28 protein-coding genes are annotated in these 23883 nt (G+C 70.7%); 15 read left to right on the forward strand and 13 right to left on the reverse strand.

Features of this window, described 5'->3' with window-relative positions:
* A partial coding sequence (locus VF106_RS22995; RefSeq protein WP_330841864.1) for a winged helix-turn-helix domain-containing protein occupies positions 1–369 on the forward strand: 369 nt, incomplete at its 5' end.
* Positions 370–425: 56 nt separating this feature from the next.
* On the forward strand, positions 426–1577 hold the full coding sequence (locus VF106_RS23000) for a sensor histidine kinase (protein WP_330841865.1): 1152 nt from the start codon (positions 426–428) through the stop codon (positions 1575–1577).
* Here the strand turns inward: VF106_RS23000 and VF106_RS23005 are convergent.
* A complete protein-coding gene (locus VF106_RS23005; protein ID WP_330841866.1) occupies positions 1549–2145 on the reverse strand; it encodes a nucleotidyltransferase family protein in 597 nt (198 codons plus the stop codon). The genes VF106_RS23000 and VF106_RS23005 overlap by 29 nt on opposite strands.
* 59 nt (positions 2146–2204) lie before the next feature.
* Here VF106_RS23005 and VF106_RS23010 point away from each other — a divergent pair, with 59 nt between their 5' ends.
* From VF106_RS23010 to VF106_RS23060, 11 genes are all read left to right on the forward strand, one after another.
* Positions 2205–3338, forward strand: a complete 1134-nt coding sequence (locus tag VF106_RS23010) for an NAD(P)/FAD-dependent oxidoreductase (RefSeq protein WP_330841867.1) — start codon at positions 2205–2207, stop codon at positions 3336–3338.
* Positions 3335–3595: a (2Fe-2S)-binding protein gene (locus VF106_RS23015; protein WP_330841868.1), complete on the forward strand. Its 261-nt coding sequence runs from the start codon at positions 3335–3337 to the stop codon at positions 3593–3595. The genes VF106_RS23010 and VF106_RS23015 overlap by 4 nt, the downstream gene beginning before the upstream one ends.
* A complete protein-coding gene (locus tag VF106_RS23020; protein WP_330841869.1) occupies positions 3585–4916 on the forward strand; it encodes an FAD/NAD(P)-dependent oxidoreductase in 1332 nt (443 codons plus the stop codon). Before VF106_RS23015 ends, VF106_RS23020 begins: the two co-directional genes overlap by 11 nt.
* A gap of 157 nt (positions 4917–5073) precedes the next feature.
* Complete coding sequence (locus VF106_RS23025; RefSeq protein ID WP_330841870.1) at positions 5074–5964, forward strand: dihydrodipicolinate synthase family protein; 891 nt, start codon at positions 5074–5076, stop codon at positions 5962–5964.
* A gap of 3 nt (positions 5965–5967) precedes the next feature.
* Positions 5968–6969: a proline racemase family protein gene (locus VF106_RS23030; protein WP_330841871.1), complete on the forward strand. Its 1002-nt coding sequence runs from the start codon at positions 5968–5970 to the stop codon at positions 6967–6969.
* The gene (locus VF106_RS23035) at positions 6966–7853 is read left to right on the forward strand and encodes an ornithine cyclodeaminase family protein (protein ID WP_330841872.1); all 888 of its coding nucleotides are present in this window, start codon (positions 6966–6968) and stop codon (positions 7851–7853) included. The genes VF106_RS23030 and VF106_RS23035 overlap by 4 nt, the downstream gene beginning before the upstream one ends.
* Positions 7850–8509 (forward strand): GntR family transcriptional regulator, encoded by a 660-nt coding sequence (locus tag VF106_RS23040; RefSeq protein WP_330841873.1) that lies wholly within the window; start codon positions 7850–7852, stop codon positions 8507–8509. The genes VF106_RS23035 and VF106_RS23040 overlap by 4 nt, the downstream gene beginning before the upstream one ends.
* Positions 8510–8512: 3 nt before the next feature.
* Positions 8513–9034 (forward strand): AAA family ATPase, encoded by a 522-nt coding sequence (locus tag VF106_RS23045; RefSeq protein WP_330841874.1) that lies wholly within the window; start codon positions 8513–8515, stop codon positions 9032–9034.
* On the forward strand, positions 8977–9753 hold the full coding sequence (locus tag VF106_RS23050) for a tRNA(His) guanylyltransferase Thg1 family protein (protein WP_330841875.1): 777 nt from the start codon (positions 8977–8979) through the stop codon (positions 9751–9753). Before VF106_RS23045 ends, VF106_RS23050 begins: the two co-directional genes overlap by 58 nt.
* A complete protein-coding gene (locus VF106_RS23055; RefSeq protein WP_330841876.1) occupies positions 9750–10208 on the forward strand; it encodes a GNAT family N-acetyltransferase in 459 nt (152 codons plus the stop codon). The genes VF106_RS23050 and VF106_RS23055 overlap by 4 nt, the downstream gene beginning before the upstream one ends.
* Positions 10209–10220: 12 nt before the next feature.
* Positions 10221–11405 (forward strand): metal-dependent hydrolase family protein, encoded by a 1185-nt coding sequence (locus VF106_RS23060; protein WP_330841877.1) that lies wholly within the window; start codon positions 10221–10223, stop codon positions 11403–11405.
* A 44-nt stretch (positions 11406–11449) separates the two neighbouring features.
* Here the strand turns inward: VF106_RS23060 and VF106_RS23065 are convergent, their stop codons facing one another.
* Entirely contained in the window at positions 11450–12655 is a 1206-nt protein-coding gene (locus VF106_RS23065) for a serine hydrolase domain-containing protein (RefSeq protein WP_330841878.1), read from the reverse strand.
* 194 nt (positions 12656–12849) lie between these two features.
* On the opposite strand from VF106_RS23065, the gene VF106_RS23070 reads away from it, so the two are divergent.
* Entirely contained in the window at positions 12850–13215 is a 366-nt protein-coding gene (locus VF106_RS23070) for a hypothetical protein (protein WP_330841879.1), read from the forward strand.
* Between the two features lie 3 nt (positions 13216–13218).
* Here the strand turns inward: VF106_RS23070 and VF106_RS23075 are convergent, their stop codons facing one another.
* The 3 genes from VF106_RS23075 to VF106_RS23085 form a co-directional block, all read right to left on the reverse strand.
* Positions 13219–14853 (reverse strand): DUF6461 domain-containing protein, encoded by a 1635-nt coding sequence (locus VF106_RS23075; protein ID WP_330841880.1) that lies wholly within the window; start codon positions 14851–14853, stop codon positions 13219–13221.
* Positions 14854–14929: 76 nt separating this feature from the next.
* Positions 14930–16645: a hypothetical protein gene (locus VF106_RS23080; RefSeq protein ID WP_330841881.1), complete on the reverse strand. Its 1716-nt coding sequence runs from the start codon at positions 16643–16645 to the stop codon at positions 14930–14932.
* A 14-nt stretch (positions 16646–16659) separates the two neighbouring features.
* Positions 16660–17868 (reverse strand): lipase family protein, encoded by a 1209-nt coding sequence (locus tag VF106_RS23085; RefSeq protein WP_330841882.1) that lies wholly within the window; start codon positions 17866–17868, stop codon positions 16660–16662.
* Positions 17869–18003: 135 nt separating this feature from the next.
* Between VF106_RS23085 and VF106_RS23090 the strand changes: the two genes are divergently transcribed.
* Positions 18004–18993: an NAD(P)-dependent alcohol dehydrogenase gene (locus VF106_RS23090; RefSeq protein ID WP_330841883.1), complete on the forward strand. Its 990-nt coding sequence runs from the start codon at positions 18004–18006 to the stop codon at positions 18991–18993.
* A 36-nt stretch (positions 18994–19029) separates the two neighbouring features.
* On the opposite strand, the gene VF106_RS23095 is transcribed toward VF106_RS23090, so the two are convergent.
* The 8 genes from VF106_RS23095 to VF106_RS23130 all read right to left on the reverse strand — a co-directional run bounded on the left by VF106_RS23095 (position 19030) and on the right by VF106_RS23130 (position 23852).
* Positions 19030–19242: a hypothetical protein gene (locus VF106_RS23095; protein ID WP_330841884.1), complete on the reverse strand. Its 213-nt coding sequence runs from the start codon at positions 19240–19242 to the stop codon at positions 19030–19032.
* Positions 19243–19783: 541 nt separating this feature from the next.
* Entirely contained in the window at positions 19784–20017 is a 234-nt protein-coding gene (locus VF106_RS23100) for a ferredoxin (protein WP_330841885.1), read from the reverse strand.
* A complete protein-coding gene (locus VF106_RS23105) occupies positions 20014–21156 on the reverse strand; it encodes an NADH-ubiquinone oxidoreductase-F iron-sulfur binding region domain-containing protein (protein WP_330841886.1) in 1143 nt (380 codons plus the stop codon). Before VF106_RS23105 ends, VF106_RS23100 begins: the two co-directional genes overlap by 4 nt.
* Positions 21153–21716, reverse strand: a complete 564-nt coding sequence (locus VF106_RS23110) for a ferric reductase-like transmembrane domain-containing protein (protein ID WP_330841887.1) — start codon at positions 21714–21716, stop codon at positions 21153–21155. The genes VF106_RS23105 and VF106_RS23110 overlap by 4 nt, the downstream gene beginning before the upstream one ends.
* Entirely contained in the window at positions 21706–22638 is a 933-nt protein-coding gene (locus tag VF106_RS23115; RefSeq protein ID WP_330841888.1) for an FAD:protein FMN transferase, read from the reverse strand. The genes VF106_RS23110 and VF106_RS23115 overlap by 11 nt, the downstream gene beginning before the upstream one ends.
* Entirely contained in the window at positions 22638–22892 is a 255-nt protein-coding gene (locus VF106_RS23120; protein ID WP_330841889.1) for a hypothetical protein, read from the reverse strand. Before VF106_RS23120 ends, VF106_RS23115 begins: the two co-directional genes overlap by 1 nt.
* Before the next feature lie 17 nt (positions 22893–22909).
* On the reverse strand, positions 22910–23536 hold the full coding sequence (locus tag VF106_RS23125; protein ID WP_330841890.1) for a hypothetical protein: 627 nt from the start codon (positions 23534–23536) through the stop codon (positions 22910–22912).
* A gap of 148 nt (positions 23537–23684) precedes the next feature.
* Positions 23685–23852 carry a hypothetical protein gene (locus tag VF106_RS23130; RefSeq protein ID WP_330841891.1) on the reverse strand — a complete coding sequence of 56 codons (168 nt, stop codon included), beginning with the start codon at positions 23850–23852 and terminating at the stop codon, positions 23685–23687.
* Positions 23853–23883: the final 31 nt, after the last annotated feature.

The raw sequence follows: 23883 nt of genomic DNA on the forward strand, positions 1-23883 counted from the left end.
GACTACCTGCCCAAGCCGTTCGCGTTCGTCGAGCTGTCCGCGCGGGTGCACGCGTTGCTGCGCCGCGCCCGGCCCGCGACGCCGCCGGTGCTGAACCGCGCCGGCATCCGGCTGGACCCCGCCCGCCGCGAGGTGAGCCGCGACGGCCGGACGGTTCCCTTGGCGAACAAGGAGTTCGCGTTGCTGACCGAGCTGATGCTGGCCGGCGGCGCCGTGGTGTCGAGCGAGCGGCTGCTGGAGAAGGTGTGGGACGAACACATCGACCCGTTCACCAACGTGGTGCGGGTGACGACGATGAAACTGCGCCGCAAGCTCGGCGACCCACCGGTGGTGGAGACCGTGCCCGGCGTCGGCTACCGCATCCCATGATGTTCTTGCCAAGGAACTGGACCATTCGCGGACGCCTGACCGTCCTTTATGGTGGCTTGTTCTTCCTTGCTGGCGCGGTGTTGTTGGCGCTCACCTATGTGTTGGTGTGGCAGGGGCTCAACGCCCGGCTGGGGACCAGCACCGACCTGCCCGCGTTCCGGCTCGGCGCGAACTTCCCCGGCATGACGGACGGCATGCTGGAGCTCGCCGACGGCACGAAGGTGAGCGTCACCGAGCTGGCGACGCTGATCCGGGAACGCGAGGAGGCCACCCGCGACGCCGTCCTGGGCAACCTCCTGGCGCAGGGCGCGGTCGCGCTCGCCGGGGTGGGTCTGGTGGCGATCACGCTCGGCTGGCTGCTCGCCCGGCGTGCCCTCGCGCCGGTGTACCGGATCACCGAGACCGCCCAGCGCATCGGCCGGGCCGACGGGCGAGGACTGCACGAGCGCATCCAGTGGACCGGTCCGCGCGACGAGGTGGCGAAGCTCGTCACGACGTTCAACGCGATGCTCGAACGGCTGGACCGCTCGTTCGACGGGCAGCGCCGGTTCGTCGCCAACGCCTCGCACGAGATGCGCACCCCACTCGCCGTGCAGCGGGCACTGATCGAGGTCACCACCACCCGGCAGGGCACCTCGGCGGACGCGAAGCAACTCGGCGACGGGCTGCTGGAGATCAACGTCCGACACGAGAGCCTCATCGACGGCCTCCTCACGCTGGCTGACAGCCAGAACGAGGTGACCGAGTCCGTGCCCGTAGACCTCGCGGAGGTCGCCGCGCGTGCGCTGGAGGTGGCGGCGGAGCCGGCGCGGGCACGAACACTGCGCGTCGAGTCGTCGTTGGAGGAGGCCACCGTGCACGGCGACCCGGTGCTGCTGGAACGGCTGGCGCACAACCTGGTGGAGAACTCCGTGCGGCACAACGGTTCTGGAGGTTGGCTGCTGGTCGAGACCGAGGTCCGCGCCGGGGCCGGGGTGCTGGTGGTGAGCAACAGCGGACCGGTGATCCGTGCCTACGACGTGGAGACGATGTTCCAGCCGTTCCGCCGGCTGGACCGCGAGCGGCTCAGCGGGGAACGCGGGTTCGGGCTCGGCCTGTCGATCGTGCGGGCCATCACGCACTCACACGGCGGCGAGGTGACCGCCGTGCCAAGACCCGACGGCGGCCTGGTCGTCACCGTCACCCTGCCGGCCAGGGCAGCACCGTGAGCTCGGGCCACTGTTCCCGCCACCGCCGGGCCTTGGTCTCGTAGACCTCGCGCGGCGCGAGCACGGGATTGGGGCGCACGACGAGGTTGAACACGTCGGCGAGGCCGTGCGGTGCGTACACGCGCCACCGGTCACCCGGGTCGAGCCGGATACCGAGGCAGCAGGTCGTCATGGCGAACGAGTCGATGGCGGCTTCCGAGGACTGGTAGGGCGGGCACGGCACACCGAACCGGTCCTCGTACCACAGATGGACCCGCGCCTCGTTGCGGATCTCCACCGGCAGATCACCGAACACGCGCCGGCCCGCCCGGATGACCTCGTCCTCGGCGTCCCACCCGAGATCGGTGTCGTCGAAGTAGAACAGGTCGTAGTCCCTGATGCCAGCGGTCGGCGGCCGGTCCGTGACCACGTTCCACACGGTCTGGACCAGGCAGCCGGCCGTCAGGTACCAGTCGGGGAGAGCCAGCGTCGCGGCCCGGGCCAGCACCTCCGTCAACAGCTCGTTGCGGGACAGAGCCGCGCGAAGCTCGTCGAGCTGTTCGGTTATCGGAAGCCGGCCGATCGTCATGGGTCAGATCTAGCAGAGCAAGCCTTCTCCCCGGCTGTGCCATGTGACATAGTACTGGCGTGGATGTGCTCGTGATCGGCGCCGGCATGGTCGGGGCCGCCTGCGCGTACTACTGCGCCGAGGCCGGGTTGCGGGTCGGCGTGGTCGAGCGTGGTGCGGTGGCCGGCGGCACGACCAGCGCCGGCGAGGGCAACATCCTGGTCTCCGACAAGGAACCCGGCGCGGAGCTGGACCTCGCGCTGCTGTCGGTCGGGCTGTGGCGAGACCTGGGTAAGCGGTTCGACGACCGGTTCGAGCTGCACGCCAAGGGCGGTGTCGTGGTCGCCCGGACCTCGTCCGCAGCCGCCGGGTTGGCGGGTCTGGTGGTCCGGCAACGGGCGTGCGGGGTCGACGTGACCGAGGTCGACGCGGCCGGGTTGGCCGAGCTGGAGCCGAACCTCACGCGGGACGTCGCAGGCGGGGCCCACTACCCGCAGGACATGCAGGTGCAGCCCATGCTCGCGGCCGCGGAACTGCTGCGCCACGCGCGCTCACTCGGTGCGACCGTCCACACCGGAACGTCGGTGCTGGAGTTCCTGCGTGACGGGGACGGCGCGGTCACCGGCGTTCGGACGAGCGCGGGGAAGCTGGCCGCGCGGTGGGTGGTCAACGCGGCCGGCACGTGGGGTGGGTCGATCGCGGAGCTGGCCGGCGCGCCCGTGCCGGTACTGCCGCGCAGGGGGTTCATCCTGGTCACGGAGCCGCTGCCGGAGGTCGTCCGGCACAAGGTCTACACCGCCGACTACGTGGCGAACGTGGCGAGTGACGACGCCGGGCTGGAGACGTCGGTGGTCGTGGAGGGCACCCGCGCGGGCACCGTGCTGATCGGCGCCAGCCGCGAGCGGGTCGGGTTCGATCGGACGATGTCGTTGCCGGTACTGCGAAAGCTCGCCGCCCAGGCGGTCGGGCTGTTCCCGTTCCTCGCGGAGGTGAACCTGTTGCGCGGCTACGTCGGCTTCCGCCCGTACTGCCCCGACCACCTGCCGGTGATCGGACCGGACCCTCGGGTGCCGGGGCTGGTGCACGCGTGCGGTCACGAGGGCGCGGGGATCGGGCTGTCCGTCGCCACGGGACACCTCATCGCACAGACGTTGACCGGGACCACACCGGACCTGGACCTCACCCCGTTCCGCCCGGACAGGTTCGCGGCATGACCACCTTCTCGTTCGACGGCAAGGAGATCGTCGCGGCACCCGGCCAGAGCATCGGGGCGGCGCTGATCGCGGCCGGGTACCGGTCGTGGCGAACCACCCGGCACGCCGGAGCGCCCCGTGGCGTGTTCTGCGGGATCGGCATCTGCTTCGACTGCCTGGTGGTCGTGAACGGGCGACCGAACCAGCGGGCCTGCCTGACCGAGGCCGACGCCGGCGACGAGGTCACACCGCAGGAGGGCACCGGCCATGGTCGCTGACATCGCCGTTCTCGGCGCCGGGCCGGCCGGGCTCGCCGCCGCGGTCGCCGCGTACCGGGCCGGGGCGCGGGTCACCCTCGTCGACTCCGCGAGCCGGGTCGGCGGCCAGTACTGGCGGCACCGCGACGGGGACGACGGTCGCGGACACCACCTCTGGCCGACGCTGCTCACCCTGCGGGACACCCCGCTCGACCTCCGGTCCGGACACCAGATCTGGCACGTCGAGCGCACTGGCGCCGGGTTCACCATCCACACGAGTGCCGGCGAGATCCGGGCCGGGAAGGTCATCGTGGCCACCGGCGCCTACGACCGCCAGCTGCCGTTCCCCGGGTGGACCCTGCCGGGTGTCTACACGGCCGGCGGTGCGCAGGCACTGCTCAAGGGCCACGGTGTCGTGGTCGGCAGGCGGGTCGTCGTCGCCGGCACGGGCCCCTTCCTGCTGCCCGTCGCCGCGGGACTCGCCGAGGCCGGTGCCCGGGTCGCGGTCTTCGAGGCCGGCTCGCCGCTCGGCTTCGCGCGCCACCCCGGCGCGGTGGCGCGTAACCTCGGCAAGCTCGTCGAGGGCGCCGGGTACCTGCGGGTACTGCGGCGTCACCGAATCCCGTTCCACACCAGGAAAACCGTGGTCGCCGCACACGGTGACGACCAGGTTCGCGCGGTGACCGTCGCGACGCTGGACAGTGCGTGGCACGTGGTCGACCGGCGGGAGATCGAGTGCGACGCGGTGGCCGTCGGCTACGGTTTCACGCCGCAGCTGGACATCCCGCTCCAGCTCGGCTGCGACACGCATCTGGACGTCGACGGCAGCCTGGTCGCCACGGCCGACGACCACCAGCGAGCGTCGGCGCCCGGTGTGTACCTCGCCGGCGAGGTCTGCGGCGTCGGCGGCGCCCAACTGTCCCTTGTGGAGGGCGAGCTGGCCGGGCTGCACGCGGCGGGCGGCACTCCTGGCACCCGGCTTCCTCGGCGCCGGGACACGCTCCGGGCGTTCGCCGCCGCCATGCACCGCGTCTACCCTGTCCAGCCGGGCTGGCAGACCTGGCTGGACGACGACACCCAGGTGTGCCGGTGCGAGGAGGTCCCCCTCCACGTCATCCGCGAGTCCATTGTGGAGCTGGGGGCGACGGACCCGCGTGCGGTCAAGCTGTTCTCCCGAGCCGGCATGGGGTGGTGTCAGGGCAGGGTGTGCGGGTTCGCGACCGCGTGCCTGGCCGCCCGTGACCGCTCGGTGACCGCCCACGACCTGCTCGGCCTGGCGGCTCGCCCGATCGCCCAGCCGGTCACCCTCGGTAGTCTCGCACAATTCATGGAGGAAGGATGAGACACCCTCTGTCGATCTCGAGGTCACATCAGGCCGAGTGCTTCGGAGCCGCACCTCAGGGGAACGTGACGCAAGCCAGCCACAAGTACGTGACCAAACAGAACCCTTCGTCCGCCAACGCGACCAACACATTGAATTCCGGGGAGGCGGACCGACGATGAGCAGCAGCCCATGGCACGGAGTTCTGGTGGCGACCGCGTTGCCGCTCGACGACTCGCTGTCCGTCGACTACGACCGGTACGGCGAGCATGTCGCCTGGCTCGCCGCGCACGGCTGCCACGGCGTCACTCCCAACGGTTCGCTCGGCGAGTACCAGACCCTCACCCCTGAGGAACGGGCCCGCGTGGTCACGACCGCGGTCGAGGCGGCGCCAGACGGGTTCACCGTGATGCCCGGCGTCGCCGCGTACGGCTCTGCCGAGGCCCGGCGCTGGGCGGAGCAGGCGGCCGAGTCCGGCTGCCAGGCCGTGATGTTGTTGCCGCCCAACGCCTACCGCGCCGACGAGCGGGCCGTGCTCGCGCACTACCGTGAGGTCTCCAAGGCCGGCCTGCCGATCGTGGCGTACAACAACCCGATCGACACCAAGGTCGACCTCGTGCCCGAGCTGCTCGCGGAACTGCACCGGGAAGGGTTGATCGTCGGCGTCAAGGAGTTCACCGGCGACGTCCGCCGGCCGTACCGGATCGCCGAGCTGGCACCGGAGCTCGACGTCCTGTGCGGTGCCGACGACGTGGTGCTGGAGCTCGCGGTCGCCGGCTCACCGGGTTGGATCGCCGGCTACCCCAACGCGTTGCCCGAGTCCACAGTGGAGCTGTGGGAAGCGGCTTCCGCCCGTGACCTGGACAAGGCGCTGCCGCTGTACCGGTTGCTGCACCCGTTGCTGCGCTGGGACTCCCGCACCGAGTTCGTGCAGGCCATCAAGCTCAGCATGGACATCGCCGGCCGCTACGGCGGTCCGTGCCGTCAGCCGCGCGTGCCGCTCACGCCCGAGCACGAGGCGGCGGTGCGGCAGGCCACCGAACACGCGCTCGCGAAAGGACTGTCCTGAACCATGCGTGCCAAGCGGGTTTTCCAAGCGGTCGACTCCCACACCGAGGGCATGCCGACCAGGGTGATCACCGGCGGGGTCGGTGTGATCCCCGGTGACACCATGTTCGACCGCAGGCTCTACTTCGTCGAACACCTCGACCACATCAGGAAACTGCTCGTGAACGAGCCGCGTGGCCACTCCGCGATGAGCGGCGCGATCCTGCAACCGCCCACGCGGTCCGACGCCGACTGGGGTGTGGTGTACATCGAGGTGTCCGGGTGCCTGCCGATGTGCGTGCACGGCACGATCGGCGTGGTGACGGTGCTCGTGGAGACCGGCATGGTCGAGGTGACCGAGCCGGTCACGACGGTCCGGCTCGACACACCGGCGGGGCTCGTCGTGGCCGAGGTCGCGGTCACCGACGGCGTCGCGCGCTCGGCCACCATCCGCAACGTGCCGTCGTTCTCGCTCGGGCTCGACCGCGTGGTCGACGTGGCCGGGTTCGGCGAGGTGCGCTACGACATGGCCTACGGCGGGAACTTCTACGCCATCCTCGGCCTCGACCAGTTGGGCCTCCCGTTCGAACGCAAGGCCAAACAACACCTGCTCGACGCCGGACTGTCCATCATGGACGCCATCAACAAGCAGGACAAGCCGGTGCACCCGGAGAACCCGGACATCGCCGGCTGCAAACACGTCTACCTCGCCGCGCCGGGCTCCACCGCGGAGCACTCCCGGCACGCCATGGCGATCTACCCCGGCTGGTTCGACCGTTCGCCGTGCGGCACCGGGACCAGTGCCAGGATGGCGCAGTTGCACGCCCGAGGTGAGCTGGCGCTGCACACCGACTTCCGCAACGAGTCGTTCATCGGCACGAACTTCATCGGCCGGCTGGTCGAGGAGACCACGGTCGGCGGACTGCCGGCCGTCGTGCCGACCGTCACCGGTCGCGCGTGGCTCACCGGCACCGCGCAGTACTTCCTCGACCCGGCGGACCCCTTCCCGGAGGGGTTCGAGCTGTGATCCCGTTCCTGGGCGAAGCCATCGCGATGCCCGACGCCGTCGCGGCGCTGCGCACCGCACTGCGCGACGGCCTCGACCCGGAGGCGGACTGGGTCCGCTCGAGCGTTCGGTCCGCACATGGCGAACTGCTGCTGATGCCGTCGGAGTGGGGACGCTACGTCGGGTTCAAGCTCGTGACGGTGGCGCCAGCCAACCCGGCCCGCGGACGCCCTCGGATCCAGGGCACCTACCTGCTGCACGACGCCGAAACCCTGACCCCGCTGGCCATGCTGGACGGCACGGCACTGACCGCCGTGCGGACCGCCGCCGTGTCGGCACTGGCCGTCGACGCGCTGGCCGTGCCGGCCGTGTCCCGGCTGGTGGTCTTCGGCACCGGCCCGCAGGCGCGAAGCCACATCGCCGCGGTCCGCGCGGTCCGCCCGGTCGAGGAGGTCGCGGTCATCGGCCGGGACGCCGGCCGCACACGCGAGTTCGCGTCCTCGGTGGACGCCAGGATCGGTGCGGTGGCGGACGTTGCGCACGCGGACGTGGTCGTGTGCGCCACCACGGCACGCACCCCGCTGTTCGACGGCGCCCTGTTGTCGAACAACGCCACCGTCGTGGCGGTCGGCTCACACGAACACAGCGCGCGGGAGGTCGACGACGCCACCGTCGCGGCGTCGACCGTGGTGGTCGAGGCCCGTTCGGCGGCACTGCGCGAGGCCGGCGACGTGACCCAGCCGGTGCGGGCCGGTGTGCTCGACCCGGACACACTGGTCGACCTGGCGAGCGTGGTCCTCGGCACGGTCGAGGTCGCCATGGACCGGCCGAGGCTGTTCAAGAGCGTCGGCATGGCATGGGAGGATCTGGTGATCGCCGCGGACAGCTGGGAGAGGCGACAGTGAACGAGCTTGCCCTGCCGGCACTGGCCACGCGCCGCAACCTGCGCGAGGAGATCACCGAGACCCTGCGGGCGGCGGTGATCTCCGGCGAGCTGCGGCCGGGAGTGGTGTACTCGGCACCGAGCCTCGCCACGCAGTTCGGGGTGTCGGCCACCCCGGTGCGGGAGGCCATGCTCGACCTGGCCGGCGAAGGCCTCGTGGACGTGGTGCGCAACAAGGGTTTCCGAGTCACCGAACTGTCCGAAAAGGACCTGGACGAGCTGAGTGAGCTGCGTGCGCTGATCGAGGTGCCGACCGTGCGGCGCATCGCCGAGGCCGGTGTCTCCCCAGCCGTGCTGGACGAGCTGCGGCCCCTGGCCAACGAGATCGAGGCCGCCGCCGCACGGCGCGACCTGATCGCCCACGTCACCGCGGACATGGAGTTCCACCTGAGACTCCTCCGGCTCGCCGGCAACCAGCACCTCGTGGAGACGGTCCGCTCACTGCGCGCCAGGTCCCGCATCTACGGCCTGCGCAGGCTCGCCGAACGCGACGCGCTGGTGCCGTCGGCCCACGAACACGCAGAACTGCTCGACCTCCTGGCCGCCGGCGACGCGGACGGCGTGGAGCGGTTGATGCGCCGCCATATCGGCCACGTGCGCGGCATCTGGGCGGAGTAGACCGTGCCCGAGGTCGTCATCCTGATCGGGCTGCAGGCATCCGGGAAGACGACGTTCTACCACCAGAGGATGGCCACGACACACGAGCACATCAGCAAGGACGTCTTCCCGAACGCCCGCCGCCCGCAACGACGCCAGATGCGGATGATCGAGGCCGCACTCGACGCGGGACGGGACGTCGCGGTGGACAACACCAACCCGTCACCCGAGGAGTGGCAGCCGATCATCGCGGCCGCCCGCGCGCATGGGGCCCGGGTCGTCGGTTTCTGGTTCCCGCCGGACCTCGCCGTCTCCCAGGTCCGCAACGCCGCCAGGACCGGCAAAACCCGGGTGCCCGACGTCGGCCTCTATGCCACGCTGAAACGCCTGCGCCGCCCGCGTCTGGTCGACGGCTTCGACGCGTTGTTCGCCGTCCGGGGTGACGGTCGCGGCGGGTTCGACGTGCGGCCCATGCACGAGGAGGACGGATGCGGGGAGACGAGTTCGAAGCGGCACAACGGGCACGGGAGTGGTTCCACGGCCTGACGGTCCCGGTCGGGGTGTGGACGGTCGTGCGGTTGGACGGCCGGGCGTTCTCCCGGTTCACCGAGCAACACTTCGACAAGCCGTTCGACCCGAGGTTCGCCGACCTCATGATCGAGACCGCGCGGGCCGTGCTGACCGAGTTCAACGCCACCTACGCTTACACCGAGAGCGACGAGATCTCCGTGGTGTTCCCGCCGTCCCGCTCGGTGTTCGCGCGTGGTGTGGAGAAGATCGTGTCGATCTCCGCCGGTGTCGCGTCGGCCGCCTTCACCCACGCCGCCGGTCTACCGGCTCATTTCGACAGTCGCATCTGGATCGGCGCCGGTCCCGACGACGTGGTCGACTACTTCTCGTGGCGGCAGGCGGATGCCGCGCGCTGCGCGCTGAGCGGCTGGTGCTACTGGACACTCCGCAACGCCGGCGTCTCGCGCCAGGAGGCCACCCGTCACCTGCACGGCACGACGACCGCGGCCAAGAACGAGCTGCTGTTCGCGCACGGCGTCAACTTCAACGAGCTGCCGGCCTGGCAGCGGCGCGGCGTCGGGCTCTGGTGGTCGGCGCACGAGCATGCCGGTCACGACCCAGTCCGTGGTGTCGACGTCACCACCACCCGGCGGCGCGTTCACGTCGAACGCGAGCTGCCCATGAAGGACGCATACCGTGAGCTGGTCAACAACATTGTCAGTAAGGGGCAGAACCACGATAGGGTCATGACATGACGCGGGTGCGGCAGGCGGTGGCGGACGACATCCCGGAGCTCGTGCGTTTGCGAGCCCTCCTGTTCGAGACGCTCGGGGACGGGTCGTCCTCGGGCGGCGACTGGCGCGAGGCCCTCGTCGAGGTGTTGAAGGAGGACCTCGACGAGGACACCAAGCGGATCCTCGTCGTGGACGGCGATGGTGGGCTCGCGGCCTGCGGCGTCGGCTTCATCGAGCTGCGGCTGCCAGGACCGCGCCTGCGCAACGGCCGGCTCGGACAGGTGATCAACGTGATCACCGACCCGGCGCACCGGCGCCGAGGGCACAGCCGCGCGATCATGAAGCAGCTGCTCGACTGGTTCGCCGAGCGTGACGTCGCCAGGGTGGACCTGCACGCCTCAGCCGACGGCGAGCGGCTCTATCGCGCACTCGGCTTCGTCGACCACCCGGAACCCGCGCTGTACTGGCGTCCGTAGAGGAGCACACACATGAGTTTGTCGATCATCAACGCCGTCGTGTTCGACGGGGAGTCGGCCGAGTTGGTGGACGGTCCGGTGCACGTCGAGAACGGCCGGATCGTCGACGTCGGCGGGAGTTTCACGGCGGACCGGGTGATCGACGCGCGTGGTGGGACGGTCCTGCCTGGACTGATCGACGCGCACTGCCACGCCTACGGCATCTCGTTGGACATGCTCGCTATCGAGGGCCGGCCGCTGAGCTACGTCGCGCTGGCCGGCGCCCGCCGGCTGGCACGGGCACTGCGCCGCGGCTTCACGACCGTGCGTGACGTCGCGGGCGGGGACGCCGGCCTGGCCAGGGCGATCGACGAGCGGCTGATCCCGGCCCCTCGCTACCTGTACACCGGGGCGGCGCTGAGCCAGACCGGCGGGCACGGCGACCCGCGTGGGGTCGACATGGACGTCTGCGGCTGCCACAGCCACGGCACCGAGGTGGTGGACGGCGTGGACGCGGTGCGGGCGGCGGTCCGCGACCGGTTCCGCCGCGGCGCGCACGCGATCAAGATGATGACCTCGGGTGGGGTCATGTCACTGGCCGACCCGATCCGCGTGCCGCAGTACTCGGCGGAGGAGATCCGCGCGGCCACGGACGAGGCGAGCCGGCGGGGCAGCTACGTGGCCGCGCACGCGTACTCGCCGGAGGCCGTGCGGCACTCCGTGCTGAACGGCGTGCGGTCGATCGAGCACGGCAACCTGCTCGACACACAGACCGCCGAGGTGATGGCCGCGCACGGCGCGTTCCTGGTCCCGACGCTGGCCGCGTACGACGCGATCGCCCGGCGCGGCAAGGAGATCGGGATCGCGCCGGTCTCGGCGCGGAAGAACCTGGAGGTGCTGGACGCCGGCGCCGAGGCGGTGCGGTTGGCCAGGGCGGCCGGGGTGCGGGTCGGCTTCGGCACCGACCTCATGGGGGAGCTGGAGGACGAACAGCTCCAGGGCATCCGCCTGCAGGTGGAGGTGGACGGTCCACTGGACGCGCTGCGCAGCATGACCTCGGTGAACGCCGACCTGGTCGGCCGCCCCGACCTGGGTCGTGTCCGCGTCGGCGCGGTCGCGGACCTTCTCGTCCTCGACGGCGACCCGTTCGCGAACCCGTCCCTGCTGTGGGGCGAGCACCGCACGGTCATCCAGGCCGGCACGCCAGTGAGCCAGTGACGCCGGCCGGCTGCGCGGCTGGACGCCGCGCAGCCGAACCCTGCTCACATGGCGGCTAGCTGGGAACGCAGAGGCGTGCCGTTCGCCGGGGGACTGTCGCAGATCGCCGTGGTCAGCATGTCGCCGTACGCGGCCTGGATCCGCTCGAAGACCGCCGGGTCCTCGAGGTCGGCTTCGCCCAGGGTGACCGAGAACTCCAGGCGAGTGCCGCGGTCCGCGGTCGCGTACATGAACGACAGGTACCCGGGCAGGCCACCGGTGTGTCCGAAGTAGACACCGCCGCAGGTCGGGCCCGCGTCCAGCAGTCCCAGGCCAAGACCGTACGGGTTGTACTCGGACGGGGTCGTCATCTCGGACAGCAGGTCGGCGGGCAGCAACCGGCCGCCCAGCAACGCCGTGATGAACCGGTCGAGGTCCCGGGTCGTGGAGATGATCTCCCCGGCCGACGATGCCCAGCTCGGGTTGATGCGCGTCACGTCGGCCACCTCGAGGTCCCCACCGTCCCGGTAGGCGAAGTAGCCGTGCGCGTGTGGTCCGGGGATGCCCGTTCGGTCGCCTGGAAGGACGGTCTCCCGAAGACCCAGTGGGCCCAGGATGCGCCTCTTCACCTGGGTCGCGTACGGCGTGCCGGTGACTCGCTCGACCAGTTGCCCGAGGACGATGTAGCCGGTGTTCGAGTACGACCAGTTGGTACCCGGCTCGAAGCGTGCCGGCTTCGCCAGTGAGACCGCGATCAGTTCCTCCGGTGTGTACCGGCGGAACTGGTTGTCCACGTAGTCCTGACCGGCCAGCGGAATCCCCGGCTCGTACGAGCCGTCCGCGTTGACCTCGCCCGTGTAGTTGAACAGCCCACTCGTGTGCTGCAACAGCATGCGCACGGTGATTCGCTGGTCGAAGCCGTACTCCGGCAGGTACTCGGCGATCGGGTCGTCCAGTGCGACCTCGCCCTCGTCGACCAGTTGCAGCACGACGGTCGACACGAACGTCTTCGTGATGCTGCCCGCCCGGAACCGGCCGTCCGTCGGCACCTTCCCGCCCGACAGCTCACGGAACCCCGCCGATCCGGTCCAGTCCCCTTGGTCGTCGTGGATGCGCAGCTGTACTCCGCCCACGCCTGCCTCGGTCAGCGCCACCATGGCCTGCCATAGGTCCTGGCGACTCCCTGCATCGGCGTTCGCCGTGCCGCTCGTGACACCGGTGACCAGCACCGCCGCCAGCAGCGCGCCGCCGAGTCCTCTTCTCGCCCCCATTGGCGAATTCCCTCCGTCGTCGAATGTGTGGGGACGATCCTCTCGGGCACGGGCCGTGCACACATCCCCGTCGGGAATGACATTCGGTGTCGTCCTCAGGGATGAGGCGAATGATGACGCTGAACGGCGCATTGTGCCGCACCCTCCGCCTTGCGAAGATCTGAATAGGGTTCATGTTCGGCGAGAGGATGGTTATGGCACAACGGGTTCGACGCTGGGCGGCGGCGGCCGTCGCGGCGGTGGCGGTGACTGTGCTGGCGGCCCCCGCGGCGTCAGCGGCTCCGATGACGTTGCAGGGGCCGTTCTGTGAGACCAGCGCGTTCGACGGGGTCAAGGTCACGATGTACTGCGTCGCGCTGGCGCAGGACGGCGTGGCGCCCTACACCTACGGGTGGGACCGCTCGAAGGGCGTCGCCCTCGGGTCCTACACCAGTTCCGCGACCACCGCGGTGTGCACGTACCGGACTCAGTACCGGCTGGTGGTCGCGGCCCGGGACGCGAACCACGCGTACCGCGAGAACGACACCGGCTGGCGGACCTGCATCCCAATCTACGCCTAGGAATCACTCCAACATGTAGGCCTGGTCCGCGGCGTGGATGGCGTCCATGTCGGCCGCTGTCACACCGCGACCGGCGAAGCGGGCGAGCACGGTCAGACCCTTCGCCACACCGTGCCGGTAGTCGTCGAAGTCGAGGTCCTCGGTGTGCGGGGCGCCGGGGTCGTGACCGGGTTCGCCCGTGAACAGCAACTCTCCGCGCTCGGCGAGGATGAGCCGGAAGTTGCCGTTGATGTTCCAGTACAGACTCGCGGCCTTTCCGTTGCGGGACAACGCGACCATCGTGTCGTTGTCAGCGCCCCGGAAGCCGTTCTCCTCGACGGCCAGCACGACGCCGTCCACCGCGAGCACGGTCAGCGCGGCCGCGAAGTCGTCGAACTCGGCGAGCGACTCGATCGACACGGGTTCGGTCGGGTCGCCGCCGAGGGCTCTGATCACCTCGTCCGGGGCCACCCCCTGGACGACGGTGATCGTGGCGGCTTCGTCGAGCGAGCTCTTCTCGATCCACCGGTACTCGGCGTCGGGTGCGACCACCGGCAGTGGTTCGGGTTCCCGACGCAGGCGGTGGCCGAGTCGATCCGTCTTCTTGTACACGACCTGGGGCGCGGCCGGCGCCTGCCACATGACCAGGTGGTAGGAGTCCTCGGCGTCGTCGCGACCGGTCGCGTGCACGCGGACCCGGTAGTCGCCCGGCCACGGCGGTGTTTCCCAGCGGCGCCGGCGAGGCATCGGTGTGTCGCCGAACAGGACCGCGCCGCCCTCCGGGGCGGTCCAGCTGATCTCGACCACCTCGTCGTGGCCGGTCAGGTCGATCTCGGGAGGTGGTCCGGCCAGCACGATCATCGACAGGTGCACGTGGCCCTCCGCCAGGCCGGTGCGGATCGTCACGCCGTCCGGGACGGCGGCGACCAGGCCGTTGGCGGAGAAGTCGACGTTCGCGGGCGTCGAGCCCTCGGTGATCCAGAACTGGTGGTTCTTCACCAGTGCGGACGTCCCTGAGTGCCGCGGCAGCAGGTATTCGGCGCGCCGCTTGGCAAGCACGGCCGGCGCGTAGCCGTGCGGCTTGGGCACGGTCGGCAGCACGATCGCCGCGGCGCCCAGTGCCACACCGACGATCGCGGCCGAATCACCGGCCACGGCGGTGCCCAGCGAGCGCAACACCGCGGTCGACACGACCACAGCCAGTGCGAGGTGCGTGGCACCGTGCCGGGCGGCGATCTCCGCCTCGTCACCGGCCGCGTCCGGCACGGAAGCCATGTCCCGCAACGCTTCTACCAGATCCACGACGACATCGGTCGCACCTGGGTGCACCTGCTCGACGATGGACACGGCCTGCTTCGTCGCGGACTGTTCGCTCATCGTCATGACGCCGAACGAGGCGACCGTCGGCCGTGCGAGGCCGGCGACGAGATCGGACGGGACGTCCACGACCAGCCGATCGACGGTCAGTTCCAGCGCGCCGAGCAGACGTTCGGGAAGTATGTCGCCAAGCTCGTCCAGTGCCGTCTGGACTCTCGTACCCTGCGGCCGACGGCCCGTCGGCTCCCACCGACCGAGCCGGGCGGCGGGCGCGCTGGGCACGAGCGCGACGATGTCCGGCAGCGCGGCCGACACGAGCGGTTCGAAGTCCTTGATCCCCATCGCACCATGATGCCAACACCGCGAAACAGGCCGAACGCGGCGGGGAGGGACGCCCCTCCCCGCCGCGTTCGCGTTGCTACGACACCGCGAACCGCGCCAGGTTCACCGCCACCTGTTCCGGGCGGCCGTTGTTCTGGCGTGGTGCCGCGGTCAGCACGTCAAGGTGCTGGTAGCCGGGCATGACGATGGTCTCGGTGCTCGCGGTCGGTGAGCCGGTGAAGCTGTCGCCCGCGAGCAGCCGGATCGTCGGGTTCGCCGTCAGTCCCACCTCGTGCACCGCGTCCTCGCTCACCTGCGGCGCCTCCGACTGGAAGAGGTCGGTCGACAGCTTCGTCGGGAAGTACTGCTCGGTGAAGTCCAGCGGGTGCTCGGCGAGGCTGCGGGCCAACTCCTGGATGTCGGTGACCTCCTTGCCGGCACCGGTGAACGGCTGGCCGTCGCGGCGCTTGTACACCGGGTCGTCCGGCGCGCCGATCCGGTTGTAGTTCCGCCACGTGTACAGCGGACCGCGCGGCGTGTCCGGGATGGCCATCGGCTCCACCCCCAGCTGGGCCGTCAGGCCCTCCAGCCCTGGCACGCTCTTCAGCTCGTGCGGCAGCGGGAAGTCCTTGTCCACCACCGGTCCGCCGTCGAAGAACCCGACGCTGGTCTCCAGGAACGCGAGCGGCTGCGAGTGGTCGTCCAGCAGGGCGCCCAGCGCGGCCTCGTTCGTGAGCCGGAAGTCCTTTGTGGTCGGTGTGCCGGCGAGGAACGTCAGCAGGTCCTTGGAGAACAGGATCCGCTGTGTGGTGTCCACGTTGAGGTTCGACGGGAGGGACCGCGCCAGGTCGCACTCCGCGCCGGGTGCCGTGACCGCCGCCAGGCCGGCGATGCCCAGCAGGTTCATGGTCTCCGCGTTGATCAGTATCGGGAGCGACAGGGACCGGGTCAACAGCCCGGTTTCCAGCGCGACCTGCGTCGCGGCGTAGCTCAGGTCCGGGTTCTCCACCGGCATGCCGCCGGTGAGGTCGCCGAGCGAGGTCGAGATGCTGGTGTCGAGCGCGAAGTAGCCGCCGCACTGCCGGTAGCCCGCGTCGGCGGTCGTGGCGTGGTTGCCGTCGAAGTCCCAGACGGAGAAGAACCCGGTGAGGATGCCGCCGAGGGAATGCCCGCCGCACAACACCTTCTGCCGGCGCACGGCCGGGTCCGGCAACTCGGCGACGAGCAGGTCGTACTGGTCGCGGACGGTCTGTTCGAGGCCGACCCGGCCCAGCCAGCCCAGCTGCGAGTTGTCGAGGAACCCGGCGAACGTGCGGCCGGCGACCGGCCGGCTCCGGTAGTAGTAGTCGACCGCGACGTGGAAGTCCCGAGCGGCCAGACCCGCGCTGAGTCCCGTGTGGTCCTCCAGGCAGTTCGACCGCCGGTCCAGCGCCCAGAACTCGATGTGGCTACCGCGCCGCGCGGCCTCGACGATCGTGTTCCGTGCGACGCTGTCGAACGCGCCCGCGCCCTCCAGGATCCCTGGCTGGGCGACGAGCACCCGGTCCGCGTCGGCCGAGCGCGCCGGTCCGCTCGCGTGGCGGAACCGCAGGTACGACAGCCAGTCGCAGGCCGCCGGGTGCGGACCGGCGGAGGCCGGGAGCGGGACGTGCACCCGGACCGCGGTCTCGATCACCTCCGTGATGGGCGAGCCGGAGGCGACGGGTGTCTCGACCCGTCCGGCGGCCGCTCCCGCCGTCGTGGGCACGGCGGCGCCCGCCCCGAGCAGAGTCGCGCCCGCGGCGAGGGCGGTGAGTTTTCGCTTGACGTCCATATGGATTCCCCCGATCAGCAGTTCGATGTCGCCGGCAGGCCGGCGATACGGTCCTGGACGAACCGGAACGAGTCCTCGGCACCCGCGACGATGCCGATCACGTGCTCCCCGATGTACGTCTGCCACGTCAGGTTCACGCCCTTGGCGCAGTAGGTTCGCATCAGCGCCTCGGCCTGTGGCGTCGCGACGACCTCGTCGAGGGTCGCGTGGTACTGGAACACCGGCACCCGGATCCTGGTCCGCCCCAGCTTGTTCTCCGCGAGGCGGGCCTGCCATCGCGGTGTGGCAAGGGGATTGCTGGTGGTGAAGTCGCTGATCTTCTTGAACCCGTAGTTGACGATCAGCTCGGCGACACAGGCGTCCTGTTTGGCCTTGGCGATCTCGGTGCGTCCGGTGTCGTTGAGGTACGAGTCGAGGTCCAACTCCGGGTAGGCCGCGTCGAGTCCCGAGGCGGCGAAGGCGAGGACACCGAAACCGAGCCCACCGTCGAGCAACGTGGCCACCTCGACCAGATCACCCGGCACCCCACCAGCGGCCACGCCGACGAGGTTGAGTTCCGGCGCGTAGGTCGGGTGTTTCTCGGCGGCCCACAACGCGGCGCCGCCGCCCTGCGAGTAACCCTGGAGCGCGACCTTGGTGCCGGCGGACAACCCGGTCGCCGGCAGGCGCTGCGCGGCACGCACCGAGTCGAGCACCGCGGGCCCCTCGGACTGTCCGGTGACGTAGGTTGGTGTGGTGGTGGGGGAGTAGCCCTCGTAGTCGGTGATCGCGACCGCGAAACCGGCTTCTAGCAAGCGGTTCACGGAACCCTGGTCGTACAGCGTGCCGCGCTCGATGGCCTTGGACGCGGTGCACTTGAACGCCGGACCCTGTGTGCCAACGGCGAAACCGACGATCGGCGCGGTGGCCGGCGTGACGTTCTTCGGCACCAGGACGGTGCCCGTTACCGTGTTCCGCTGTCCGAGAGCGTTCGTCGAGAGGTACATCACCTGCCAGGCGTTGGCGTTGGCCAGGTTCAGCAGTGCCACGGAAGGCCGCCAGCGCACGATGTCGCCCGGCGCTCCCGAGGGCAGGGGTGACGGTGGCAGGTAGAATGAGTCGTCGAACGGGCCGGGTAACGCCGGGGCGGCTGTCGCGACCGGCGTGCTCACGACCACGCCGAACGCGGCCAGGCAAGCCGTGATCAACGCGGCGAGGAGTCTCCGGAACGTCCCGGGGGTCATCGTCGACCTCCTGTTACTCGTGGGTAATACAACCCGTTCGAAATTAGCGGGATCCCTTCCGGCCGCAATAGCTGACGGATAAGTTGGACGCTCGCTGACAAATTCCTGTCGCCGGATTGAGCTGAGGAGAGCGTTATGAAGGCCATCCGTTACCACTCCTACGGCTCGCCGGACGTACTGCGGTTGGCCGACGTGGACATGCCACCGGTCAACGAGAACGACGTGCTGGTCCGCGTGCGGGCAGCCGCGGTCAACCCGCTCGACTGGCACTACTTACGCGGCCTGCCCTACGCCGTCCGTGGGCAGGTCGGCCTCCGCAGACCCAAGGCGCATGGTCTCGGCGGCGAGTTGGCCGGCGTCGTCGAGGCCGTTGGCAGCGCGGTCACGACCTTCAAACCGGGCGACGAGGTGTTCGGCGGCAGAGGGGACAGGCTCGACGAGCGCGCGGCGGCGTTCGCCGAGTACGCCAGCGTGCCCGACTCGTGGCTGGTCGCGAAGCCGGGCGGGTGGACGTTCGAGCAGGCGGCGGCGACCCCGGTGGCCGGCGTGTCGGCACTGCAGGCCCTGCGCGACAAGGCGAACGTCCAGAAAGGACAGAAGGTGCTCGTCAACGGCGCGGCGGGCGGCACCGGCACGTTCACGGTGCAACTGGCCAAGGCGTTCGGCGCCGAGGTGACCGGTGTGTGCGGCACGGGCAACGTGGACCTGGTCCGCTCACTCGGCGCCGACGAGGTGATCGACTACACCACGGAGGACTTCACGAGGAGCGGCAAGCGGTACGACGTCGTGATCGACAACGCGGCCAGCCGATCGCTCGCGGACATCGCCCGCGTGCTGGCCCCGAAGGGCGTCCACGTGGGCGTCGGACTGGCGAGCACCGGCCGCTGGCTCGGCCCGGTCATCCGCCCACTCGCCATGGTCGTGCGGAACCTGTTCGTGGGCCAGCGGATCACGCCGATCCTGGCGCACAACAGCAAGGACGACCTCGCGGCGCTGGCGGCACTCGCCGAGGAGGGCAAACTCACGCCGGCCATCGACCGAAAGTACTCACTGACCGAGGTCCCCGACGCGATCCGCTACGTCGAGACGGGCCACGCCAAGGCCAAAGTGGTCATCACTGTCTGATCGTCCCGCCCCGCGCGGCGGGCGAATCCCGCGGGGTCATGTCCTGAAAGACGCGCTCATGTCGTTGAGCCCCAGATCCACCGATGGTCTTGATGGCCCGGTGGACTGCCGCGCGGTTTCGGGCGCTTCGCGCCCCGAAACCGCCTGAGGTCGCGGTGCGGTGGCGACGTCGGCCGGCAGCCGTGCGAGGAGGGCGTCCTTCATCACACCGTTCTCGTCGCGCTGGCCGCGCACGAATGGCGGTTTCACGCCACGGGTGATGTCTCGAAAGACGCGCTCGTGTCGTTGAGCCCAGATCCACCGATGGCCTTGGTGGCTTGCGGTGTGCGGCGGTGGACCCGCCCGTAGTCAGGGGCGGTCGCGTCTTCGGCCGGCGGCCATGCGAGGAGGGCGTCCTTCACCATACCGCTCACGTCGCGCTGGCCGCGCACGAATGGCGGTTTCACGCCACGGGTGATGTCTCGAAAGACGCGCTCATGTCGTTGAACGTCCCCATCGCGTCTTTCAGGACACCAACCATGTCCCAAACGCGTCCTTCGCGGCGCGGCACCCTGCGGGCGCGCGTCGGGCGCTGCGCGCCCGGCGCCCGCGAAGCGGGCACTGACCAGGCCTGCACCTCCTGCAAGGTGCGACACCCGACAAGATCATCGGTGGATAGAGGTTGACCGTTCCATCACGCCGTTCGAGACACCGGCCATGTCATCACAGCGTCTTTCATGGCACCGCACCCTGCGGGCAACTGCCGGACCCCGCAGCGCCCAGCTCCCGCGAAGCCGCCCTGCGGGGTCGCTCACGCCGCCGCGGCTGGCGGGTGTGCGGGGTGCTGGAGCCGTAGCGCGAGGAGTGGACACAGGGTGGCGGCTTTCTCCGCGTGGCGGATGAGGTTCTCCGGTACCTGGATCGGGCCGGGCGTGTGGGGGATCGGGTAGCCCCACGGGTCGCGGCCGAGGACTTCGGGGAGCAGCTCGACGCAGAGGCCGCGACCGTCGCAGGCGGTCCAGTCGATGTGGAGTCGGGCGGTCATGCGATCACTCCGGTGGTGCAGTGGCCGTGCCGGTGTGCGTCGACCTCGGCGGTGAACGTGGTGAGGGTGCTGCGGACGAACCGGACGGTGCCGTCCGGGTGGTGGCAGGCGCCCCGGCCGGTGACGAGGCCGGTCAGCCAGTCGAGTCTTCTGGCCTCCGCGCGTCCGGCGGCGAGCGCGGTCATGGTGGCGGCGATGGCCGGCAGGCCGTTCAGGCACGGCCCGCATTTCCCGGCGCTCTGCTCGGCGAGGTAGCGCGTGGTCTCGGCGGCGAAGCGGAGCGGGCACCTGCCGGCCGGCAGTGCGTGCACGATGCCGGCGCCCGGTGAGCCGCCGTACGGTGCGAGGCCGGCACGGGACAGCGGCGCCGGCCCGGCGGGCACCCACACCCCGTGATAGCCGCCGACGAGCACCGACCGCACGGACGGGGCCGCGCCGGCCATGGCGAGCAGGTCGTCGAGCGGGATGCCGACCGGCGCCTCGTACACCCCTGGCATGGCAACGGATCCGCTGACCGTGGCGAGGAACGTGCCTGGCTCGTCCTGGGTTCCCGTGCGGCGGAACCAGGACGGTCCGTTCCGGGCGATCATCGCGATGTGGGCGAGGGTCTCCACGTTGTGCACCACCGTGGGCCGTCCGTCCACTCCGGACATCGCGGCCGGTCGGGTGCGGAAGCGGGGCAGCGCGTCGCGGCCCTCGACCGCGGCGATGACGGCGGACTCCTCCCCGGCGACGAACCTGTCCGGTGCGTGCACGACGGCCACGGACACCCGGTCTCGACGCTGGGCGAGCGCGGCGGTGATCGTGTCGGCACCCGGCCCCGCCGGCACGTAGACGTACGCGCGCGTGGCGTTGACCGCTTCCGCGGTGAGCGCGAGCCCGTCGAGCACGAGGTGCGGGTTGCGGAGCAGCAGCGTGGCGTCCTTGCGGCTGAGCGGTTCCCCCTCTGCGCCGTTGGCGATCACGACCGCCTCGCAACCGCTCAGTGCGGTGGTCGCCTTGCGCCAGGCGGGAAAGCCGGCACCGCCGCGACCGGTGAGGCCCGCGGCCGCCAGATCGGCGATCAGGTCGCCACCCCGCGAGGGCATGGGGCCCGGCGGTGTCGCGCCGAGCAGATCGGTGTCGATCGACGTGGTCATGGGTGGATCTCCAGAGGTGTCACGGCGTCGCGCTCGGAGAACGAGGCCGAGAGGCGCCAGGCGAGCGCCCCGGCGACGGCGACAGCGCAGGCGCCAGCCAGGACGAGGAACCAGCGGGTGCCGGCGTCGCTGCCGGAGCCGAGCGCGTGCACGAGCGAGATCGGCCACGCGGCGTAGGCGGTCCAGTGCACCGCCCGCCACGTGCGGTGGCCGATCCGCTGGCGCAGCAGGCTGGTGACGACCAGTGCCAGGAGCAGGTCGAGTGCCAGCGTGCCGAGCCCGACCCAGAAAGGCGCGTACCCGGCGAGGAACGGCAGCACGGTGTCGACGACGGTCAGCTGCGCGTAGGGGTCGAACAGCAGTAGCACGACGTGCAGTACGAGGAACACGGTCGCGAGCAGGCTCGCGTTGCGGTGCAGCGTGGTCACCGCGAACCGCGGCAACCACGGCGCCGGCCGCCCGGACCTGGTCCCGATCCCGAGCACGAGCGACGCGGTGAACAGGACGAGTGTGACCACGCCGGACCCGCGTCCGAGGTACCAGAGGGCGTCAGTGCTCATCGTGACCCTCCTGTGTGGACGGCCAGCCACCGACTTCGTGGACGTTGCCGTGGTTGTCGACCAGTCGTGCCGCGACCCCCGACCTGCCGAGCACGGTCATGGCTTGCGTGCCGCGGACGAGCGCGGCGGTGCTGTGGGTGTTGGCGATCACGCAGCGGTCGGCCGCCACGGTGACGCTGCGCCAGACCCGGGACGACGGCATGCCCGTGCGCGGGTCCAGGACGTGGTGGAGCAGCCGGCCGCCGCGGTGCCAGGTGCGGCTCACCGTGCTCGAGGTCGCGATGGCGGTGCCCGCCGTGACCCGGACCGTCACCGGCGGGTCGATCGGCCGGTCCTGCACGTGGATGGTCCAGCCGCCGGCCGGGCCGTCACCCGCGGTGGCGATGTCGCCGCCCAGCTCCACGAGTACGCCCGTGCCAAGGCGCTCGGTCACGAGCCGGGCGCACCGGTCCGCGGTCAACGCCTTCGCGGTCGCGCCGAGGTCCAGCCGAACCCCCGGCGGCACGGTCAGCGTCCGGCCCGCCAGTGACACGTCGCGCCACGAGACCGCGCGCCGGATCGGGACCGGGACCGGCGGGCCGTCCGGCTCGATCTCCGCGATGTCGCGGTCGTAGCCCAACCGGGCCAGGTCGGCGCCGAGCGTCGGGTCCACGTCGCCGTCGCTGATCTCCGCCGACGCCAGTGCGGCACCGACCAGTTCGGCCAGCAGCGGGCTGACCGTCACCGGCCTGCCGAGCCGCTCCGCCCGCGCCAGCTCGGAGTCCCGGCGGAACCGGCTGCATGCCACCTCGACGGCCGCGAGCTCCGCCTCCACGAGCTCACGCGCGGGGGCGAGCAGGTCCGGCTCGGTGACCACGACGCTCGCGCTCGTGCTCCACACCCGCCAGCGCGCGACGCTCCTGCCGACCCGGAGGGTGGCCATCACGAACCTCCCGTGCTCGCGTCGGCCTGCCCGCTCGACGAGCCACCGTCGGTGACGCTGCCGCTGTAGTCGCTGCCCGACGATGAGCTGTCCGAAGTGGACGAACTCGATGTGCTCGATGTACTCGATGTGTCGGTCGAACTGGACTGGTTGCCGACCGCACAGGCCACCAGCACCGTCCCGGCCACGCCGGCGGCCGCGAGGGCGGCGGTGATCCCGCCGACCCTGCGCAGACCGCTCTCGCGTGACGTCACCTCCCCTCCTGCCATGGCTAGTTGCCGCTACTCGAGCTGTCCTGCGACGTGCCGTCGGTGCTCTGGCCGGGCGGGGCCTGTCCCATCTGGCCGGTGGCGGTGCCTTCCTCGACGACGGAGTCGACGGTGGCGGTGTCCCCGTCCACGGTGGCGATGATCGTGACGTCGTCGCCGGTCGCGATGTCGGACAGGTCGGAGGACAGTGCGTCCGCGTCGATCGTGTACGTCTTGCTGTAGCCGTCCTCGCTCTTCGCCGTGATGGAGGTGTCACTGATCGCGGTGACCTCGCCGTTCTGCAGCACCTCGGTGGTGTAGCCGCCGTTGCCGTCGGACACCACGTACTCACCGTGCAGTGCCTGGGAAAGCGCCCCCATCCCGCCAGGACCGCCGCCCGATCCGCCGGGGCCACCCATCCCGCCGCCCGTGCCGCCAGGCCCCTGCTCGGTGGCCGACGTCGAACCACTCGCGGCGTACACGACCCCGGCGCCGGCCCCCGCGATCCCGAGCGCGACGGCGACGGCGATCGCGGCCTTCTTGGCCGACCGCTTTCCCTTCGGCTGCCGCGGCTGTCGTGCGGCACCCCACTCGGCACCGCCGTCCACAGTAGACGGCACGGTCACGGGCTGTTGCTGCTCGCTGGACATCCTGTCGCACTCCTCACTCGGTGGCGGCACTCGCGCCGCCGTTGACACCAGGTAAGGCGTGCGGCCTGTGAGCGGGCTGTGCGGACGTGCGGGCCGCGCTGTGACCCGTCAGCCGAGCGCGTTGATCCGTGCCAGGGTGCTCCCGGCTCTAGCCGAAGTAGCGGGTCAGGAGACGGTCGTTCACGCCCACGGCGCCGGTCCAGAAGCGGACCGGGTACTGCCAGTCGCTCTTCCGCTCGGGGTACTGGGAGTTCGCGAAGTCGTCGGTGTCCCGGACGATCTCGACAGCCTGCCGGACAACGTCGTCGTGGTGCATGGCGGTGATCATGCCAGCGCGGGATGGACTG

Origin of the sequence: Actinophytocola sp. (assembly GCF_036378875.1) — a bacterium.
Taxonomy (GTDB): Bacteria; Actinomycetota; Actinomycetes; order Mycobacteriales; family Pseudonocardiaceae; genus Actinophytocola.

Coding starts and splice junctions, on each gene's coding strand:
- VF106_RS23070 (WP_330841879.1), top strand. CDS start 12,850: ATGGCACAACGGGTTCGACGCTGGGCGGCGGCGGCCGTCGCGGCGGTG.
- VF106_RS23015 (WP_330841868.1), top strand. CDS start 3,335: ATGACCACCTTCTCGTTCGACGGCAAGGAGATCGTCGCGGCACCCGGC.
- VF106_RS23075 (WP_330841880.1), bottom strand. CDS start 14,853: ATGGGGATCAAGGACTTCGAACCGCTCGTGTCGGCCGCGCTGCCGGAC.
- VF106_RS23005 (WP_330841866.1), bottom strand. CDS start 2,145: ATGACGATCGGCCGGCTTCCGATAACCGAACAGCTCGACGAGCTTCGC.
- VF106_RS23110 (WP_330841887.1), bottom strand. CDS start 21,716: ATGAGCACTGACGCCCTCTGGTACCTCGGACGCGGGTCCGGCGTGGTC.
- VF106_RS23090 (WP_330841883.1), top strand. CDS start 18,004: ATGAAGGCCATCCGTTACCACTCCTACGGCTCGCCGGACGTACTGCGG.
- VF106_RS23100 (WP_330841885.1), bottom strand. CDS start 20,017: ATGACCGCCCGACTCCACATCGACTGGACCGCCTGCGACGGTCGCGGC.
- VF106_RS23130 (WP_330841891.1), bottom strand. CDS start 23,852: ATGCACCACGACGACGTTGTCCGGCAGGCTGTCGAGATCGTCCGGGAC.
- VF106_RS23125 (WP_330841890.1), bottom strand. CDS start 23,536: ATGTCCAGCGAGCAGCAACAGCCCGTGACCGTGCCGTCTACTGTGGAC.
- VF106_RS23060 (WP_330841877.1), top strand. CDS start 10,221: ATGAGTTTGTCGATCATCAACGCCGTCGTGTTCGACGGGGAGTCGGCC.
- VF106_RS23025 (WP_330841870.1), top strand. CDS start 5,074: ATGAGCAGCAGCCCATGGCACGGAGTTCTGGTGGCGACCGCGTTGCCG.
- VF106_RS23050 (WP_330841875.1), top strand. CDS start 8,977: ATGCGGGGAGACGAGTTCGAAGCGGCACAACGGGCACGGGAGTGGTTC.
- VF106_RS23085 (WP_330841882.1), bottom strand. CDS start 17,868: ATGACCCCCGGGACGTTCCGGAGACTCCTCGCCGCGTTGATCACGGCT.
- VF106_RS23115 (WP_330841888.1), bottom strand. CDS start 22,638: ATGGCCACCCTCCGGGTCGGCAGGAGCGTCGCGCGCTGGCGGGTGTGG.
- VF106_RS23065 (WP_330841878.1), bottom strand. CDS start 12,655: ATGGGGGCGAGAAGAGGACTCGGCGGCGCGCTGCTGGCGGCGGTGCTG.
- VF106_RS23020 (WP_330841869.1), top strand. CDS start 3,585: ATGGTCGCTGACATCGCCGTTCTCGGCGCCGGGCCGGCCGGGCTCGCC.
- VF106_RS23080 (WP_330841881.1), bottom strand. CDS start 16,645: ATGGACGTCAAGCGAAAACTCACCGCCCTCGCCGCGGGCGCGACTCTG.
- VF106_RS23105 (WP_330841886.1), bottom strand. CDS start 21,156: ATGACCACGTCGATCGACACCGATCTGCTCGGCGCGACACCGCCGGGC.
- VF106_RS23055 (WP_330841876.1), top strand. CDS start 9,750: ATGACGCGGGTGCGGCAGGCGGTGGCGGACGACATCCCGGAGCTCGTG.
- VF106_RS23030 (WP_330841871.1), top strand. CDS start 5,968: ATGCGTGCCAAGCGGGTTTTCCAAGCGGTCGACTCCCACACCGAGGGC.